The 17,102-nt window shown below is 73.2% G+C and carries 15 protein-coding genes; 8 read left to right on the top strand and 7 right to left on the bottom strand.

Annotation, left to right across the window (positions count from 1 at the left end; all coding sequences use genetic code 11):
* Nucleotides 1-41: 41 nt before the first annotated feature.
* Entirely contained in the window at nt 42-2,012 is a 1,971-nt protein-coding gene (locus ACFTZL_RS17485) for a protein-arginine deiminase domain-containing protein (protein WP_382582995.1), read from the bottom strand.
* Between the two features lie 77 nt (nt 2,013-2,089).
* The gene (locus tag ACFTZL_RS17480; protein WP_382582993.1) at nt 2,090-3,046 is read right to left on the bottom strand and encodes a helix-turn-helix domain-containing protein; all 957 of its coding nucleotides are present in this window, start codon (nt 3,044-3,046) and stop codon (nt 2,090-2,092) included.
* A 130-nt stretch (nt 3,047-3,176) separates the two neighbouring features.
* Between ACFTZL_RS17480 and ACFTZL_RS17475 the strand changes: the two genes are divergently transcribed.
* A complete protein-coding gene (locus tag ACFTZL_RS17475) occupies nt 3,177-4,226 on the top strand; it encodes a saccharopine dehydrogenase family protein (protein WP_382583001.1) in 1,050 nt (349 codons plus the stop codon).
* Nucleotides 4,227-4,360: 134 nt separating this feature from the next.
* Entirely contained in the window at nt 4,361-5,641 is a 1,281-nt protein-coding gene (locus tag ACFTZL_RS17470) for an MFS transporter (protein WP_382582991.1), read from the top strand.
* A gap of 57 nt (nt 5,642-5,698) precedes the next feature.
* Here the strand turns inward: ACFTZL_RS17470 and ACFTZL_RS17465 are convergent, their stop codons facing one another.
* The gene (locus ACFTZL_RS17465; RefSeq protein WP_382582989.1) at nt 5,699-6,358 is read right to left on the bottom strand and encodes an alpha/beta fold hydrolase; all 660 of its coding nucleotides are present in this window, start codon (nt 6,356-6,358) and stop codon (nt 5,699-5,701) included.
* Between the two features lie 248 nt (nt 6,359-6,606).
* Here ACFTZL_RS17465 and ACFTZL_RS17460 point away from each other — a divergent pair, with 248 nt between their 5' ends.
* Together ACFTZL_RS17460 and ACFTZL_RS17455 are read left to right on the top strand one after the other, a co-directional pair.
* Entirely contained in the window at nt 6,607-7,191 is a 585-nt protein-coding gene (locus tag ACFTZL_RS17460) for a sigma-70 family RNA polymerase sigma factor (protein ID WP_382582986.1), read from the top strand.
* Complete coding sequence (locus ACFTZL_RS17455; RefSeq protein ID WP_382582983.1) at nt 7,188-7,940, top strand: anti-sigma factor domain-containing protein; 753 nt, start codon at nt 7,188-7,190, stop codon at nt 7,938-7,940. Before ACFTZL_RS17460 ends, ACFTZL_RS17455 begins: the two co-directional genes overlap by 4 nt.
* Before the next feature lie 28 nt (nt 7,941-7,968).
* Here the strand turns inward: ACFTZL_RS17455 and ACFTZL_RS17450 are convergent, their stop codons facing one another.
* Genes ACFTZL_RS17450 through ACFTZL_RS17435 form a run of 4 tightly spaced genes read right to left on the bottom strand, consistent with a single transcriptional unit; the run spans nt 7,969 to nt 12,167 of the window.
* Nucleotides 7,969-8,766 carry a DUF1295 domain-containing protein gene (locus ACFTZL_RS17450; RefSeq protein WP_382582980.1) on the bottom strand — a complete coding sequence of 266 codons (798 nt, stop codon included), beginning with the start codon at nt 8,764-8,766 and terminating at the stop codon, nt 7,969-7,971.
* 25 nt (nt 8,767-8,791) lie between these two features.
* The gene (locus ACFTZL_RS17445; protein WP_382582977.1) at nt 8,792-10,084 is read right to left on the bottom strand and encodes a class I SAM-dependent methyltransferase; all 1,293 of its coding nucleotides are present in this window, start codon (nt 10,082-10,084) and stop codon (nt 8,792-8,794) included.
* Complete coding sequence (locus tag ACFTZL_RS17440) at nt 10,081-10,836, bottom strand: DUF1365 domain-containing protein (protein ID WP_382582998.1); 756 nt, start codon at nt 10,834-10,836, stop codon at nt 10,081-10,083. Before ACFTZL_RS17440 ends, ACFTZL_RS17445 begins: the two co-directional genes overlap by 4 nt.
* Nucleotides 10,837-10,877: 41 nt before the next feature.
* Nucleotides 10,878-12,167, bottom strand: a complete 1,290-nt coding sequence (locus ACFTZL_RS17435; protein WP_382582974.1) for an NAD(P)/FAD-dependent oxidoreductase — start codon at nt 12,165-12,167, stop codon at nt 10,878-10,880.
* A 249-nt stretch (nt 12,168-12,416) separates the two neighbouring features.
* Between ACFTZL_RS17435 and ACFTZL_RS17430 the strand changes: the two genes are divergently transcribed.
* From ACFTZL_RS17430 to ACFTZL_RS17415, 4 genes are all read left to right on the top strand, one after another.
* Nucleotides 12,417-14,174 (top strand): molybdopterin-dependent oxidoreductase, encoded by a 1,758-nt coding sequence (locus ACFTZL_RS17430; RefSeq protein WP_382582971.1) that lies wholly within the window; start codon nt 12,417-12,419, stop codon nt 14,172-14,174.
* 81 nt (nt 14,175-14,255) lie between these two features.
* The gene (locus tag ACFTZL_RS17425) at nt 14,256-14,909 is read left to right on the top strand and encodes a fasciclin domain-containing protein (RefSeq protein WP_382582968.1); all 654 of its coding nucleotides are present in this window, start codon (nt 14,256-14,258) and stop codon (nt 14,907-14,909) included.
* 153 nt (nt 14,910-15,062) lie between these two features.
* Nucleotides 15,063-16,022, top strand: a complete 960-nt coding sequence (locus ACFTZL_RS17420; protein WP_382582966.1) for a YihY/virulence factor BrkB family protein — start codon at nt 15,063-15,065, stop codon at nt 16,020-16,022.
* A 218-nt stretch (nt 16,023-16,240) separates the two neighbouring features.
* Nucleotides 16,241-16,933: a DUF4232 domain-containing protein gene (locus ACFTZL_RS17415; protein ID WP_382582963.1), complete on the top strand. Its 693-nt coding sequence runs from the start codon at nt 16,241-16,243 to the stop codon at nt 16,931-16,933.
* Nucleotides 16,934-17,102: the final 169 nt, after the last annotated feature.

The raw sequence follows: 17,102 nt of genomic DNA, 5'->3' as shown, positions 1-17,102 counted from the left end.
ACGCGGGCACGTCCCACGGGCCCGCGTCGAGGACTGACCCGCTACCGCGCCGGCTGCCGCCACCACGCGGCGGAGGCGTCGCGCAGGGTGTTGGTGCCGCAGTGCACCTCGCCCATACCGAGGTGGTACGTGTACCAGTCGTCGATGTACGACACCTTCATGCCGACCCGCGTGTAGACGGCGTTGACGGCCTCAGTGAAGATGTCCTTGCCGCCGATGACGGGCCCCCACTGGCGCGGGGCGAGGTAGCGGTCGCGGCCCAGGAGCACGCCGTTGACGGCCCCGGGAACATACGCGCTGGTCGTCACCGTCGCCGGAGCGGCCAGGCGCGAGGCGGCGGGGTTCTCGGCGAGGAACTTCTGCTGGCCGCGGTCCCTGAGGCTGTCCACGAGGTCGGCCGCGGCGCCCATGCGCGTCAGCCGCGGCACGGGAACGTCCTGGCCCTCGGCGCTGAAGGCCTCCGACTCACGGGTGTACAGCGCGGGCACCCGCACGATCTCCCCGTCGGTGACACCCGTCTCGCGCTTGAGGATCTCCAGGTTGGCCGCGATGCGCCGGGCCGCCATCCCGTTGTCGGACACCAGGTGCCGGGAGGCGAGCGCCTGGTCGATGGTCTCCTTGGGCGCGGGGCTGTCGCTGCGGCCCGGGACGGAGAACATCTTCGTCCCGCCGTGGCCGTCGCGCTTGGCGTCGCGCAGCAGCCGCAGCCCCGCCTCCGGGTCGGCGACGCCGATGCGCCAGCCGCGCGGGGTGTCGGCGGGCAGGAACTGCACGAACTCGTCGACGTGCCCGACGCCCAGCCAGGAGGTGTCCAGCAGCAGCGGGTCCTGCATGCCCTGCGACTTCAGCATCGTCCGCATCACCTTCGACGGACGTGCCCCGCTGTCCTTGCGCTCGCCCATGATGATGCGCCCGGCCGGGAAGGAGCGCCCGCCGTGCGCGTAGGGCGGGATGGTCTCCAGGTTCCCGAAGGAGTTGAGCGACCAGTCGTCGGGCTCCGCAGGGTCGGTCACCTGCACGACCCCCATGTCCCGGCCGCGGATCTTCTCGAACAGCTCACGGCCCGCGTCCCGGTCCGGCTGGGCGGAGCGCAGCATCACGCGCATCACCTGCGGCTGCCCGTTCGGCCCGGTCATGTTGACGTAGGCCGGTTCGACGAAGTCCTGGGCCCAGGGGTCGGCGTACTTCGTGAACTTGACCAGCGGCGTGGTGACCCCGGCCTTCTTGACCTCCTTCCCCAGTTCGGCGACGAACTTCTGCTGGAGGCGGCTGTACTCGCCCTCGCCCTGGACCTCGGTCACCATCACCTGCTGGGTGTTCTGCAGGTGATGCTGGGTCAGCAGCGGTGCCACCCGCAGGGTCACGGCGTCGGAGGTGGTCTTCTGCCCGGACGTCACCGTCAGCCGGACCACCGCACGGCCGTCCCACTTCGCGGTGTCCCGGACGACATCGGTGGCCTCGACGCCGAACTCCACGCCGGAACGCAGCTCGGCGGCGGTCAGCCGGGTCGCCGGCGTCACCAGGACCCACGCCCCGGCGCGCTTGAGGAAGAGGTGCGCGTGCTTGCCGCCCGTGGTGATCTTCAGACTGCCCTTGGCGTTCGCGGGGAGGCCGGGCAGGGGCACGGAACGGACCCGGGCGAGGTCGGCGGCGTCCGCGCTGCCGTTGACCTTCGTGTCGGTGCCGTCGTTGCACGCGGCCAGCTTGGCGTCGGACAGGGGTCTGCCGCCCGGTCCGGTGACGGGACACCGCTTGGTGTCGTCGTCGATGTTGGGCAGGTAGACCGCTCCGCGCCCGACGGACCAGCCGTCCTCGCCGTTCTTGTCGCTGCCACCGGTGACATCGACCCGCCCGTCGCGGTTCACGTCCGCGCGCAGATCGGCACGGCCGGCGGTCTCGGCGGCGGAGGCGGAGCCGGCCGGCCCGGCCAGCACGGATCCGGCCGCGGCGAGAGCCAGGACCAGCGACCCGGCCGGATTCAGACGTGGACGTATGTGAGTACGTGAACGCACAGCGCGGTCCTCTCAGTTGGGGGGTGACGCTGTGCAAGAGGCGGAACAGGGCCTGTGCGTTGCTTGTGAAGAGGCGGTTACCGCTCGGGTGCCGCGTGCCGTGCGCGGAACGTCCGGCGGTACGTGTCCGGAGGCACGCCGACCGTCCGGTTGAAGTGCCGGCGCAGCGTCGTGGCGGTGCCCATGCCGGTGGCCGTCGCGATGACGTCGACCATGTCGTCGGTGGTCTCCAGCAACTCCTGGGCGCGGCGGATCCGTTGCGTCAGCAGCCATTGGAGGGGCGTGGTGCCGGTCACCGCCCGGAAGTGGCGGGCCAGATTGCGCGAGCTCATCCGCGCCTGGCGTGCCAGGTCCTCCACCGTGAGCGGCCGGTCGAGGCGCTCGATCGCCCAGGGGAGCAGCGCGGCGAGCGGATGGTCGTCCCGCGTGGGTACCGGGGCGGCGACGAACTGGGCCTGGCCACCGGCCCGGTGCGGCGGCACGACCAGGCGGCGGGCCACCGCGTTGGCGACGGACGAGCCGTGGTCGAGCCGGACGAGGTGCAGGCACAGATCCATGGCGGCGGCCTTGCCGGCGGAGGTGAGCACGCTGCCGTTGTCCACGTAGAGCACGTCCGGATCGACCTCCACCCGCGGATGGAGGCCGGCCAGGGCCTCGGTGTGGGCCCAGTGCGTCGTCGCGCGCTTGCCGTCCAGCAGCCCGGCGGCGGCCAGCACGAACGCGCCCGTGCACAGGGAGGCCACCCGCGCACCCGCCTCGTGGGCCGCGCGTACCGCGTCCACGAGTGCGGCGGGCGGGTCCACGTCGACGTCCGCCCAGCCGGGGACGATCACGGTGTCGGCATGCCGGAGCCGGTCGAGCCCCTGGTCGGGCTCCAGCCGGAACCGGCCGATGCGCACGACGTCCGGCCCGCAGACCTCGACGTCGTACCAGGGGACGGTCACGGCCGCCGGGGGCGGGCCGAACACCTCGTACGCCAGGGACAGTTCGAAGTGCAGCATGCCCTCGGTGACGGCGAGCGCGACGGTGGTCATGTCCGAAACTGTACGGGGCGCGTCGTTCCGGACACTCACGGCGGTGCGCCCGCCCTCGCCAGGATGGTCGCGACGGGTCAAGCGGATCCGGCGGATCGTTCGAGCAGGGGGAGAACTCATGGGGTCGGCAATGCGACCGGGGCAGACGGTGACGGTGTTCGGCGCGTACGGACACACCGGGCGCTTCGTGGTGACCGAGCTGCGGGAGCGCGGGTTCGTCCCGGTCCTCTCAGGCCGTGACGCCGGCAAGCTGCGGGCGCTGGCGGCAGCCACCCCCGGCGCCCCGGAGGTCCGGCCGGCCTCGGTCGACGACCCCGCCTCGCTCGACCGCGCCCTGGAGGGCGCCGACGCCGTGATCAACTGCGCCGGGCCCTTCGCCGTGACCGCCGCTCCCGTGATCGAGGCGGCACTGCGCGCCGGGATCCCGTACGTCGACGTGGCGGCCGAGATCGAGGCCAACCTGGACACCTTCACGCACTTCGCGGACCGCGCCCGCGCGGCGGGAGCGGTGATCGTCCCCGCGATGGCGTTCTACGGCGGCCTCGGCGACCTGCTGGCCACCGCCGCGATGGGGGACTGGACGACCGCCGACGAGGCGAACATCGCCTACGGGCTGAGCGGTTGGCACCCCACCCCCGGAACACGCGTCGCGGGCACGGTCTCCCGGGAGCGCCGGGCCGGCCGGCGCGTCCGCTACACGGACGGACGGCTGGAGTACCACGACGACGCGACGACCCTCCTCAAGTGGCCCTTCCCCGAACCGATGGGCACCCGGGAGGTCGTCGGGGAGTTCACGATGGCCGACGTGGTCACCGTCCCCAGCCACCTCGCCGTCCCGGAGGTGCGCACCCATATGACGACCGAGGCGGCGGGCGACCTCTCGGCCCCCGACACCCCGGCGCCGACCGCGGCCGACGAGAACGGCCGTTCCGACCAGACCTTCCTGGTCGACGTGGTCGTACGCCGCGGCGACACCGAACGGCGTGCCGTGGCACGCGGCCGGGACATCTACGCCGTCACCGCCCCGCTCGCGGTGGAGGCGGTCCAGCGCATCCTCACCGGCCGGACCCGCACGCTCGGCGTCGCCTCCGCCGGCCGGATCTTCGACGCCCCCGACTTCCTCCGCGCCCTGTCCCCGCACATCACCCTCGACCCGCTGCCGGGGCAGACGGCGTCCTGACGGCCGGGGCGGGCGCTGCGTCCGTCCGACGGTTGTGCGCTCCCGGTACGGCGAGGTTCGGCGGGGCGGCGGGGACGCTGGCGCAGAGTGGCCGTATGCGGTATATGCGGCGTATGGCCGGTGAAGGACCGTCCATGCTGACGCGCGTGGTGCTGGCGACGACCATCGGCACCGCGCTGGAGTGGTACGGCTTCATCCTGTTCAGCACCATGAGCGCTCTCGTCCTGAACCGGCTGTTCTTCCCGCCGGGCGATCCGGTCGCGGCGACACTGGCGTCCTTCGCCACGTTCGCGGTCGGGTTCGCCGTCCGGCCGCTCGGGGCGCTGGTCATCGGCCACTACGGGGACCGGCTGGGGCGCAGACGGATGCTGGTGATCACGTTGGTCACCGTCGGTCTGGCCAGTGCTCTGATGGGCGCGCTGCCCACGTACGCGACCGCCGGGGCGTGGGCTCCCGCGCTGCTGGTCGTGCTGCGGATGATCCAGGGGTTCGGCGCGGGTGCCGAGTACGCGGGCGCCTCCCTCACCCTGGCCGAGTTCGCCACTCCGGAGCGTCGTGGGCGGTACGCCGCCATCCCTCCGGCGGGTGCGGCGGTCGGCGCGCTGCTCTCGGCCGGGGCCGTCGCCGCCGTGGCGGCCCTGCCCCCGGACGACTTCCTCGACTGGGGCTGGCGCATCCCGTTCCTGGTCACCATCCTCGTCACGGCGACCGGCTTCTACATCCGTGTGAGCGTGGCCGAGAGTCCGATGTTCGAGGAGGCCAAGCGGGAGCGGGGAGTCGCACGGGCACCCGCCGTGGAGCTGGCCCGCGGGGCACCGCGGACCCTCGTCCTCGGGGTGGTCAGCAGTATCGGGCCGAACGTCGCCGCCTACATCCCGGTGGTGTTCGCGCTCGCCTACCTCACCGGGCAGCTCGGCGTCTCCCGTACGGTCACCCTCGTCGGCGCGCTGATCTACTTCGCGTGCAGCGCGGCGGTGACGCCGGTGGCCGGGGCGCTGGGCGACGCGGTCGGCCGCCGGATGGTGCTCGGCTGGGCCATGGTCGGTGCGGCGGCGTTCGCGTTCCCCTTCTTCTGGCTGCTGGACACCAAGGAGGCCGGGTACGTGTGGTTCGCGTTCGGCTTGAGCGGGCTGCTGCTGGGGGTTCAGCTCGGCGCCCAGGCGGGCTTCCTGGCGGACCTGTTCACGACGAGGACCCGGTTCAGCGGGGTCGCCCTCAGCCGCGAGGTGGCGGCGGCGCTTGCGGGCGGCACCGCACCCCTCATCGCGGCCGCCCTGCTGGAGGCGGCCGGGGGAGAACCCTGGCCGGTGGTGCTCTACATGAGCGTGCTGCTGCTGATCAGCGCGCTGGCGGTGGCCCTGATCCACGGCTTCGGACGGCACGAGCAGCGGGGCGAGGCCGGGCGACGGCCCTGAGGGGGCCCGCGGTGTCGCCGCCGCTGGGCCCGTTCACCCTTCGGGGGAAGCGACCGGTCAGGGCGGGAGCATGCCCACAGCGGTCGAGGCCGCGACGCGGTGCCAGTTCGTGTCGCCCCGGAGCATCGCGTGGTCACCGCCCGGTACGAGGCGTACGTCCGCCCGGGCTCCGGCAGCGCGGGCCCGGTCCACGAACGCCACCGACGCGCCGGGTTCGGTGACACGGTCCCGGTCCCCGTGGATCACGACGACCTCCTTGTCCCGCAGTTGGGCCACCGGCTCGCCGTCCGGACACCAGGGCGCCAGCGCCAGCACGCCCCGGACCTGTGGCGCGCCCGCGGCGCGCAGGGCCGCGCGACCCCCCATCGAGTGACCCACGAGGACCACCGGGACGTCACCGGCGCGGCGGGCCAGCTCGTCGAGCGCCCTCCGGACGTCCCGCAGGGCGTCGCCGTCCTCCCCGTTCCAGCCGCGCACGCGGTAGCGCACCTCTCCCAGGAAGACCCCGTCGTCCGGCAGCGCAGCGGCCACGGCCCGCACGAAGGGCCTCATCCGCAGGGCCGCCAGATGCCAGGGCCGGGACGGGGCCCGGCCCTCGGACCTGCCGCCGTGCAGGAACAGCACGGCGGCACGCGGCGCGGCGGGGGCGCGGCGCGGCACCAGCGCGGCCGGCGCGCCGGGCGCCCCGGGGGCGGTCTCCCGCTCGTGCACCGTCATCCCCGCTCCTCACCCCTCGTGTGTCCCCTGCCCCTGGCGTGTCCCCTGCCCAGGAGATCCGTTCACAGGTCATCCGTAGCCGGTCGGCGGACGGATTGGCCGGCCGCCGGCACGCCATGGTCCCCGATTCCCCGACCCCTGCCCAGGCCTTCCGGCCTCACCTGCGTTTTTCCTGGGGAGCGGGACCAATCCGTCGCCCTCCGGGGACCGGATTACGTCCGGAGACGTCCCGACCACGGAGGACCCCCGTGAAAGAAGCCGTGCACATCGGCGGAAACCCGTCCGCCGAGCCGGACCTGCAGGAACTGGTGAGCCGCGTCGCCCTGGGCGACGAGGAGGCGTTCGCCTCGGTGTACGACCTCGTGGCGAGCCCGGTCCTCGGTGTCGTGCGCGCCGTCCTGCGCGACCAGGCGCAGTCGGAGGAGGTGGCCCAGGAGGTCCTGGTGGAGGTGTGGCGCACCGCCCCCCGCTACCGCTCCGACCGCGGTACGGCGATCAACTGGATCCTCACCCTGGCGCACCGCCGGGCGGTCGACCGGGTGCGCTCGGTGGAGGCCGCGGCGGCCCGGGACCACAAGGCCGCCCTGCTGGAGCACACGCCCGAGTACGACGAGGTGACCGAGCAGGTCGAGGCACGGCTGGAGCGGGAGCAGGTGCGGCGCTGCCTGCGCACCCTGACCGAGATCCAGCGCCAGGCCGTCACCCTCGCGTACTACCGGGGGCTGACCTACCGGCAGGTGGCGGAAGCGCTGACGCTTCCCCTGGGCACCGTCAAGACCCGCCTGCGCGACGGACTCATCCGGCTGCGCGACTGCCTGGGGGTGACCGCGTGAGCACCGCCGACCTGCACACCCTCACGGGCGCCTACGCCCTGCACGCCCTGTCCGACGAGGAGCGGGAGGCCTTCGGACGGCATCTCGCGGCCTGCGAGCCGTGCGCCGAGGAGACCGCCGAACTGACGGCCGCCGCCGCCCGCCTGGGGCTCGCCGTCGCACTCACGCCCCGCCCGGTGCTGCGCGAGCAGGTGCTGCGCCGGATCACCACCGTCCGCCAGGACCCGCCCGGGGAGCCGCCCTCGCCCCGCGCGGGCCGTACGGCCTCGTGGGGACGCCCGCTGTCACGGTGGGCGCTGGCGGCGTGCCTCGCGGCGGCCACCGCGCTCGGCGGGACGGCGGTGTGGCAGCACCAGCGCGCCGACGACGCCTTGGAGCAGGCCCAACAGGCCGAACAGACAACGGACCGGATCGCCGCCGTGCTCGCGGCACCGGACGCCAGGACCCGCACCGCGAAACTGGCCGACGGGGCCACCGGCACCGTCGTCGTCTCCGAAGGCCGGGACCGGGCCGTGTTCGTCGCCTCCGGGATGGCGGATCCGCCGCGGGGCAAGGTCTACCAGCTCTGGTTCGACGACGACGGCACCATGCGGTCCGCCGGGCTCATGGACCCCGGCCGCGCCGACCAGGCCGTCCTGATGCGGGGTGCCGTGGACGGGGCGTCGGGCATGGGGATCACCGTCGAGCCGGCGGGCGGGTCCGAGCGGCCCACCTCGGCCCCGGTGGCCGCGATGGCCTTGCCCGCCTGACGTCCGGACAGCCTTGCCCGCCGGAAGGTCATCTGGGTGGCAGCGGGAAGAAGCCACTGGTCCGGGCCGCGTACGCCGCATACCCCGGCCGCTCGGCCATGTGCCGCTCCAGCAGCCGCTTCCCGCTGCCCTTGGTCAGCAGCAGGCTCATCACCACCGGCGACACCACAACGGCCGCCGCCGCGGCGGGCGCGTCGCAGACGGTCAGGAACAGGCCCCACCACACGCAGAAGTCCCCGAAGTAGTTGGGATGACGGGTGTAGCGCCACAGCCCCTGGTCCATGATCCGGCCCTTGTTCTCCGGATCCGCCTTGAACCGGGCGAGCTGGGCGTCCCCGACCGCCTCGAAGAAGATGCCGGCCGCCCACAGACAGGTGCCGGCGGCGGCCCACGCCGTCATCGGCCCGGTGATGTACTGCGCGGCCTGGACCGGCAGCGACACCAGCCACACCAGCGCGCCCTGCAGCAGATACACGACCCGCAGCGCGTACAGGTTCCGGCTGCCGGGCGCCTTGGCCAGCATCTCCTCGTAGCGCGGGTCCTCGCCGTGTCCGCGCCCGCGCCGGGCGATGTGCCGGGCCAGGCGCAGCCCCCACACCGCCGTCAGCACGGTGACCAGGATCCGCCGCCCCGGGTCACCGGTGCCCGCCGACGCGAGGAAGGTCGCTACGGCCACCGCGGTGAAACCGAGCCCCCAGGCCACGTCGACGATCCGGTGCACGCCCTTGCGCACGGCGACGGCGAAGGTCGCCAGCATCACGGCGAGCGCGGCCCCCGCGGACCACGCGAGGTTGACCGCGAACGCGGCCCAGGCGAAGCCGTTCACGGCCGCTCCAGCCCATCTGTGGGAGTCATCGGGGCGTGGCCTCCTTGGTGAGCAGGTACTGCTGCACGTCCAGGTAGCCGGAGCGGAATCCGGCCTCGGAGTAGGCGAGGTAGAACGTCCACAGCCGGCGGAACGTCTCGTCGAAGCCGAGCGCGGCGACCTCGTCCGCGCGCCCGGCGAAGCGTTCGCGCCACAGGCGCAGGGTCTCGGCGTAGTGGGCGCCGTAGGCGTCCCGGCGGGTGACGCTCAGCCGGGTGTGGTCGCGGACGGTCGCGGCGACGGCCTCGACGGAGGGGATCAGACCCCCGGGGAAGACGTACTTGGAGATCCAGGTGAAGGTGTCCCGGGCGGCGAGCATCCGCTCGTGGGGCATGGTGATGGCCTGGAGGGCGGCGCGGCCGCCCGGGGCCAGCCGTTCGTCGAGGACGCGGAAGTAGCCGGGCCAGAACTCCGCGCCGACGGCCTCGACCATCTCCACGCTCAGGACGGCGTCGTAGGTGCCGCGTGCCTCGCGGTAGTCGCGCAGTTCCACCGAGACCCGGTCGGCGAGACCGGCCGCCGCCGCGCGCTCGCGGGCCAGGGCGGCCTGTTCACGGGAGAGGGTGAGCGAGGTGACGTGCGCGCCGCGCGCGGCGGCGCGGATGGCCAGTTCGCCCCACCCGGTGCCGATCTCCAGCACCCGGGTGCCCTCGCGCACCTCCGCGAGATCCAGCAGCCGGTCGATCTTGCGGTGCTGGGCGGCGGCGAGCAGGTCCCAGTCGGCGGGGAAGCCGCGGAAGAGGGCCGAGGAGTAGCTGAGGGTGTCGTCGAGGAACAGCGCGAACAGGTCGTTGGACAGGTCGTAGTGGCGGCTGATGTTGGTGCGGGAGCCGCCCGGGGTGTTGCGCTGGACGTCAGGCCGGCGAGGCGCCCACAGTCCGCGCAGCCGCTGCAGCGGTGCGGGGATCAGCTCGCCCATGCGCGCCGCGAGCACGGTGAGGGCGGCGACCAGGTCGGGCGCGTCCCACTCGCCGGCCATGTACGACTCGCCGAAGCCGACCAGGCCCTGGCCGCCCACCCGGGCGTGGAACGCCCGCGGGTCGTGGAGGTCCAGGGCGGGGCCGCCCTTCCCGAGCGAGGTGCCGTCGGGGAACCGGACGTGCAGCGGCAGGTCCCGCAGGGCACGTCGTACGACGGCTGCCGTGATCGCGGTCCGTGCCCGGGAGGCCTTCGGCGGCCGGGCCACGTCGGGCCAGCGGGCCGCGTCCACGGCCACGGCGTCGGGGGGCACGGCCACGGTCCGCCCCGTGTCGCCGGGTCGGAGCTCGGCTGTCGTCATGCGGAGTTCTCCCTGTTGTTCGGGTTCCGGTGTTCGGGCCGGGGCCGGACGGGCAGCCCGCGCAGATACAGACGGATGCCGTGCAGGCGGATGGCCGCGGACACGGCGAGCGTGGACCAGGGCCGGCGCAGGGCCAGCCGCAGCAGCGTTCCCGTACGGGCTTCTTGGCGCGTCCCGCGCACGGTCGCGGTGAACGGCCTGCCGCCCTCCCGTTCCAGGTGCACGGTGAGGTCGAGCCGGTCCCCGGGTGCGGGCAGCCGCATGCGGTAGCGGCCGTCGACGGGGAAGAACGGCGAGACGTAGAACTCCTTGCCCACCTCCGCCGTCCCCGAGGCGTCGGGGCGCAGCAGATAGCAGTGGCGTTCGCCGTAGGTGTTGTGGACCTCGGCGACCACACAGCGCACGGTGCCGTCGGGGCCGTGGCACCAGTAGACGGTGAGCGGGTTGAAGACATATCCGAACACCCGCGCGTGGGTGAGCATCACGACCTGGCCGCCGTCCAGCCGTACCCCGTGGCCGGCCAGGAAGGCGTCCAGTCCCGCGCGGATGGAGGGGTGCTCGCCGGAGAAGTGGTCGCGCGGCTCGAAACGGGCCAACGGGCGTAGTGTGCGCGGAAGTTCGGGTAGCCGGTCGGGGTCGACGAGCCACATGTAGGTGTGGTGGCGCAGCGTGTACCGCAGGGGCGCGGTGCGCACATGGGCGATCGCGCAGCGGTACAGGGCGGGCACGGGCACCGGCGCGGGTGCGGACATGGGCGCGGGCGCCGGTACGGGCACGGCCGCGGGTGTCGGCGTCACCATCGCACCCCCAGCGCCGCGGCGGCCGCCACCCCGGACCGGCAGCCGTCCTCGTGGAAACCCCAGCCGTGGTAGGCGCCCGCGAACGCCGTGACGGGACCGCCCAGTTCGGGCAGCCGCTGCTGGGCGGCCACCGACTCGGGGGTGTAGACGGGGTGTTCGTAGACCATGCGGGCGCGGACCCGGGCCGGGTCGACACGGTCCTCGCCGCCGAGGGTGACCACGAACGTCTCGGTGGCGTCGAGCCGCTGGAGCCGGTTCATGTCGTAGCTGACCCGCACCCGGTCGGCGCCCGCCCCGCACGACGGCATCAGGTAGTTCCACGACGCCCGCGCCCCGCGCGCACGCGGCAGCAGCCGGGTGTCGGTGTGCAGGAGCGTGGTGTTGCGGGAGTACCGGAAGGCACCGAGCACCTCCTTCTCCTCCGGCGTGGCATCGGCCAGCAGTCGCAGGGCCTGGTCGGGGTGCGTGGCGAGGACCACGGAGTCGTACGACCGTGTGGCGCCGTCGGCCGTGGTGAGGCTGACGCCGTCGGGGTGCCGCCGCAGGGCCCGGACCGGAGCCGCGAGACGCACCTCGTCCAGCCGGGCCGCCACCCGCTCCACATAGGCGCGGGAGCCGCCGGTGACGGTGCGCCACGTCGGTGAGCCGCTCACCGAGAGCAGCCCGTGCTGCTCCAGGAAGCGGAACAGGTAGGCGGCCGGACAGCGCTGCGCGGTCGCGGCGTCGCAGGACCACACCGCCGACACGACCGGCGTCATGAAGTGGGTCCGGAAGTAGGGCGAGAAGCCCTCGGCGTCGAGGAACTCCCCGAGGGTGAGGTCCTGTTCGGTCCCCCGCGCAAGGAGCCGCCGCGCGGAGCGGTGGAAGGCCGGTATCTCCCTCAGCATCCGCAGATACGCCCCGCGCAGGGCGTTGCTGGGCCGGGCGAACAGTCCGGCGGGGCCACGGGCACCGGCGTACTCCAGGCCGCAGCCCTCGCACCGCACCGACATGCTCATCTCCGACTCCTGGGTGGCGACGCCGAGTTCGCCGAAGAGGCGCAGGAGGTTCGGGTAGGTGCGGCGGTTGTGCACGATGAAGCCGGAGTCGACGCGGTACGTCGCGCCGTCGGGCGAGGTCAGCTCGTGGGTGTGGGCATGCCCGCCGAGCCGGTCGTCGGCCTCGAACAGCGTGACGTGATGCGCGCGGGCGAGCACGTACGCGGCGGTCAGGCCCGCCACCCCGCTGCCGATCACGGCCGTGCGCCGTCGCTCCCGTACGGCGTTTCCCGACGCCTGTGACATCGCCTCTCCTCCTGGTCGTACCTGGACACGGACATGGACACCGACATGGGGCCCGCGCGTAATCCGGAGCCGCCGCGCGAGCGGATTGGACCGGGCCGCTACCAGGTACTTCCGGGCGCGGACGCCGTACGGATGCCGGGGAGGCCGTGGAATCCGTAGCGGAACCGGCTTCGGATGGGTCGGGGAAACGACTTCATCCGAACGAGCGGCCCGACCAATCCGCCCTGCTTGCAGGGCCGGATTCCCCACGTGACGCAGGACGAGAAGAAACCGCGCAGATCCCGCAGCCCGCTGCGGCCGGCGCTCGGCGCGCTCGGTGCGCTCAGCGGCGCTCTGGCGGGATGCGCGGCGCTCGCCGTCGCCGAACTCGTGTCGGTGGGTGTGCGTCCGCAGGCCGGCCCCGTCATCGCGGTCGGAGGCGCGGCGATCGATCGCACACCCGCCGGCGTCAAGGACTGGGCGATCCGGAACTTCGGCACCGACGACAAACTGGTGCTCCAGCTCGGGATTCTCGCCGTATTGGCACTCTTCGCGCTCGCGCTGGGACTTCTCGCGCTGCGCCACCGGCGCACCGGGGCGGCCGGTGTCCTGCTCCTCGGTGTGATCGGGGCAGCGGCGGCCATCAGCCGCCCGGACTCGCCCGGCCCCACCGACGCACTGCCCTCCACCGTGGGCGCCTTCGCCGGAGCCGCGGTTTTGTACCTGCTCGCGGGCCGCCTCATGCCTGGTGATGTCGGGTCGGGCCCGCCGTCCGGCGAGGCCACGGGTCCGTCGTCCGGCGAAGCCCCGTCGGGTCCGTCGTCCGGCGATGCCGCGTCGAGCCCGCCGTCCGGCGAAGCCGCAACGGGTCCGCCGTCCGGCGATGCCGTGTCGAGCCCGCCGTCCCGCCAGGACCCCGAGATGTCCTGGGGCCCGTCATGGGACCGTCGTGGGTTCGTGATCGCGGCGAGCGTTGTCGCCGCCGCGTCCGCCGGGGCCGGTGTGCTGGGCCGGGTCCTGAGCGGCTCACGCGGACGGGACGCGATCGCCTCCCGCGCGGCCGTCGTCCTGCCGGCTCCGGCGTCCGCCGCCCCCGCCGTCCCCGCGGGAGCCCGGCCGCGTATCCCCGGGATCAGCGCCTTCACCACCTCGAACAAGGACTTCTACCGCGTGGACACCGCCCTCGTGGTGCCGAAGGTGGACGCGACGGGATGGCGGCTGCGCATCCACGGCCGGGGCGTCACCCGGCCGGTGACCCTCTCCTTCGGCGACCTGCTGCGGCGGGAGCTGATCGAGCGCGACATCACCCTCACCTGTGTGTCGAACGAGGTCGGCGGCCCCTACGTCGGCAACGCCCGCTGGACCGGCGTACGACTGGACGATCTCCTGGCCGAGTGCGGGGTACGGCCGCCGTCCCGGGGCGGACCCGCCGACCAGCTCGTGGCCCGCTCGGTGGACGGCATGACGATCGGCACCCCCGTCGAGGACGTCATGGACGGCCGCGACGCCCTGCTCGCCCTCGGCATGAACGGCGAGCCCCTGCCCTTCGCCCACGGTTTCCCGGTCCGCATGGTGGTGCCCGGCCTGTACGGCTATGTCTCGGCCTGCAAATGGATCAGGGACATCGAGCTCACCACGTTCGGGGCCTACGACCCGTACTGGGTCAAGCGCGGCTGGGCCCGCAGGGCGCCGGTCAAGACCCAGTCCCGCATCGATACCCCCAAGCCCTTCGCCCGCCCCAGGTCCGGCACGGTCATGGTCGGCGGAGTCGCCTGGGCACAGCATCGCGGCATCGACAAGGTCGAGCTCCGTGTCGACGACGGCCCCTGGCAGGAGGCCCGGCTGGCGGCCGAGGACTCCCGGGACACCTGGCGCCAGTGGTCCTTCGCCTGGCAGGCCACCAAGGGCGGCCACACCCTCACGGTGCGCGCCACCGACCGCACCGGAGCGGTGCAGACCGAGAAGCGCACCCGCACCGTCCCCGACGGCGCCAGCGGCCGGCACTCCGTGGTCGTGACCGTCGACTGACCAGCCCCCGACCCAACCCCAAACCCACGCCCAACCCACCCCCAACCACCTCCAATTCACCCCACCACCAGGAGAGACACCATGAACACCCGATTCCGCCGCATCGCCGTGACCGTGGCGGCCGCCGCCGTCCTGCCCTTGGCCCTGAGCGCCTGCTCGAACGGCAGCGGTTCCTCCGCCGAGTCGCACTCCGCCGGCAAGGCGTCGCCCTCGGCGTCCGCCGCCGGCATGGGCGGCTCCTCCGGTGCCTCTTCCTCGGAGGAGCCCTTCGGCCCGGCCTGCTCGACGGTGCCCGAGGACGGCGCCGGCTCCTTCGACGGCATGGCCAAGGACCCGGTGGCCACCGCCGCGTCCAACAACCCGGCCCTGTCCACCCTGGTGACGGCGGTGGAGAAGGCCGGACTTGCCGACACCCTCAACAACGCCGAGAACATCACGGTGTTCGCGCCCACGAACGACGCCTTCGCGAAGATCCCCAAGGCCACCCTGGACAAGGTCCTCAACGACAAGGCCCAGCTCACGAAGATCCTCACCTACCACGTGGTCGGCCAGAAGCTGACGCCGAAGGACCTGGAGAACGGCTCCTTCGACACGCTGGAGAAGTCGAAGCTGACCACGTCCGGTTCGGGGGAGTCGTACACCGTGAACGACTCCGCGAAGGTGGTCTGCGGAAATGTGAAGACCGCCAACGCGAACGTCTACATCATCGACACCGTCCTGATGCCGGGCAGCTGACGGCCCACGCGGACACGGGCAGGGCACGCACCGGCGGTGCCCTGCCTCCCGCGTGGGAGCAGCTCGCCCCGAGGCACAACATCACCCGGTCGCCCCGGCCCCCTACAGTGTCCGTACCCACGTTCGCCTCAGCACGTCCGCACGGCAGGCCCCATGTCCGCTGAACCACACTCCCCGGCAGCCCACCGCCCGCCCGCAGGCACCACACCCCAGCGGGGCGACCGGCTCGTCCGGCCCTGGGCTGCCGCCCTGCGCCGCACCCCGGTGTCGATGTGGCGCGACGACGTGTCGGACTTCGCCGCCGCCCTCACCTACTACGCCATCCTGGCCGTGCTGCCCGCCCTCCTCGTCACGGCCATCGCGTTCGGCCTGATCAGCCCGGGCACGGCCGAGGCCTTCATCGCGCACGTCACCGCCTACGCGCCCGGCCAGTCGGGTGCCCCGCTGCACGACGTGCTGTCCCGGACCCTGCGGGACGGTTCGGCCGTCTGGACCCTGCTGTGCGGCGGCATCGTGAGCGCGGTGTGGTCCGCCTCGAGCTACCTCGCCGTCTTCCGCCGGGCCCTGCACCGTATGCACCGGGAGGCCGACCGCCGCTCGCCCTGGCGCAAGGCCCACCGCATCCTGCTCACCGCGCTCGCCCTGCTCGGTCTGCTCGTCGTCGGTTCCCTCGTCCTGCTGCTGACCGGCCCCGCCGCCGAGAACATCGGCCGCTACCTCGGTCTCGGCGCGATGGCCGCGTGGACCTGGAGCCTGCTGCGCTGGCCCCTCCTGCTGTGCGTGGTGGCCCTGCTGGTCGTCATCGTCTTCCACACCGGTCCAAGGGCGGCCCGTACCCGCGGCCACAGCCTCCCCGGCGGAGCCCTGGCCGCCGCCCTGTGGCTCGCCGTCTCCGCGGGCTTCGCCCTCTACGCCTCCGCACTGAGCACCTACAGCAGGCTCTACGGCTCACTCGCCGGCGTCGTGGTCTTCCTCGTCTGGCTGTGGCTGTCCAACCTGGCCCTGCTGGCCGGCGCCCAGTTCACCGCCGAACTGAGCGAGCCGGCCCGCGAACGAGGGCGGTACGACAGCCGGGACGACGGGAGTCCGGACGTCTGCAACCCGGACGCATGACGAGCACGTCACCGCCAGATCCGCGCGATGATGCGCCGCGAGGCGGCGATGACCGCGGCCACCGCGCTCACCGAGCTGTGTCACAGGCCCGTGACGGCCACGTCCGGGACGTGAGACGACGTGAACCGGAATCCGGAAGCGACCGTCTTGATGATCGTAAGCGCGCGATACCGAGCAATTGGTGCCCGGTATTTGTCACTTCTTGGAGGAATTCCGCAATGAACCGTCGTCTGCGCACCGCCCTCGCCGTCACCGCCGTGATCGGCTCGGGCCTGCTGATGACTGCGTGTGGGGGCGGTGACGAATCGTCGGCGTCGGATTCCTCCGCGGCATCCTCCAGCCAGGCGAGCCCGACGGCGTCCAGCGGCGGCGAGGGTGGCGACACCAGCGGTTCGGGCACGTCGAAGTCCTCCGGCGGCGGGACCGCGGGCAGCGGCTCGTCGGACAAGTCCGGTACGAGCGGCGGTGACTCGGCCGGCGGCGACTCGTCCGGCGACAAGAGCGGCTACGGGCAGAGCTGCGGCACCAACGACATCTCCTGGAGCGTGAGCTCCGAGTCCCAGGCCGGCGGCTACTTCCTGATCAAGGCCCAGGCCAAGTCCGGCATCACCTGCATCCTGCCCGCCGAGCTGCCGGTCGTGGCCTTCGGATCGGACGGCACGCAGGCCGAGCCGGCGGAGCAGTCGGCGGGTCAGCCGATCACGCTGCGCGCAGGGGTCACCGCCTACGCCGGCGTCAACCCGAAGACCACCAACGAGGACGGCGGCAAGGAGCTGGACAGCCTCATCGTCTCCGTCGCCAACGACGACCCGAACCCGGAGTCCCTGAAGGTCGATTCGTACGTCGTCGACAAGCCGGTCGTCACGAGCTGGCACACGTCCCCCGCCGACGCGGTTCCCTTCTCGAGCTGAGAACGGCCACTGAGCCGGAGCCGCCCGCCGTTCGTCACGCCCGGAGGGGCGGGCCCCCCCCGGGGGCGGGCCCGGGGTGAGGGGGGGTTTGGGGCCCCGCGCCGCCGCCCGCGGGGCAGAACAAGGGGGCCCCGGGCGCGGCGCCGCGTCCCAAGCCCCCCCCCCCCCG

This window comes from Streptomyces sp. NPDC056948, from assembly GCF_042674225.1.
Taxonomy (GTDB): Bacteria; Actinomycetota; Actinomycetes; order Streptomycetales; family Streptomycetaceae; genus Streptomyces; species Streptomyces purpurascens.
The sequence above is the reverse complement of the archived record's forward strand: the minus strand, read 5'-3'. Positions and strand labels throughout refer to the sequence as shown.

Coding starts and splice junctions, on each gene's coding strand:
- ACFTZL_RS17480 (WP_382582993.1), bottom strand. CDS start 3,046: ATGACCACCGTCGCGCTCGCCGTCACCGAGGGCATGCTGCACTTCGAA.
- ACFTZL_RS17475 (WP_382583001.1), top strand. CDS start 3,177: ATGCGACCGGGGCAGACGGTGACGGTGTTCGGCGCGTACGGACACACC.
- ACFTZL_RS17470 (WP_382582991.1), top strand. CDS start 4,361: ATGCTGACGCGCGTGGTGCTGGCGACGACCATCGGCACCGCGCTGGAG.
- ACFTZL_RS17465 (WP_382582989.1), bottom strand. CDS start 6,358: ATGACGGTGCACGAGCGGGAGACCGCCCCCGGGGCGCCCGGCGCGCCG.
- ACFTZL_RS17445 (WP_382582977.1), bottom strand. CDS start 10,084: ATGACGACAGCCGAGCTCCGACCCGGCGACACGGGGCGGACCGTGGCC.
- ACFTZL_RS17440 (WP_382582998.1), bottom strand. CDS start 10,836: ATGTCCGCACCCGCGCCGGTGCCCGTGCCCGCCCTGTACCGCTGCGCG.
- ACFTZL_RS17435 (WP_382582974.1), bottom strand. CDS start 12,167: ATGTCACAGGCGTCGGGAAACGCCGTACGGGAGCGACGGCGCACGGCC.
- ACFTZL_RS17425 (WP_382582968.1), top strand. CDS start 14,256: ATGAACACCCGATTCCGCCGCATCGCCGTGACCGTGGCGGCCGCCGCC.
- ACFTZL_RS17420 (WP_382582966.1), top strand. CDS start 15,063: ATGTCCGCTGAACCACACTCCCCGGCAGCCCACCGCCCGCCCGCAGGC.
- ACFTZL_RS17415 (WP_382582963.1), top strand. CDS start 16,241: ATGAACCGTCGTCTGCGCACCGCCCTCGCCGTCACCGCCGTGATCGGC.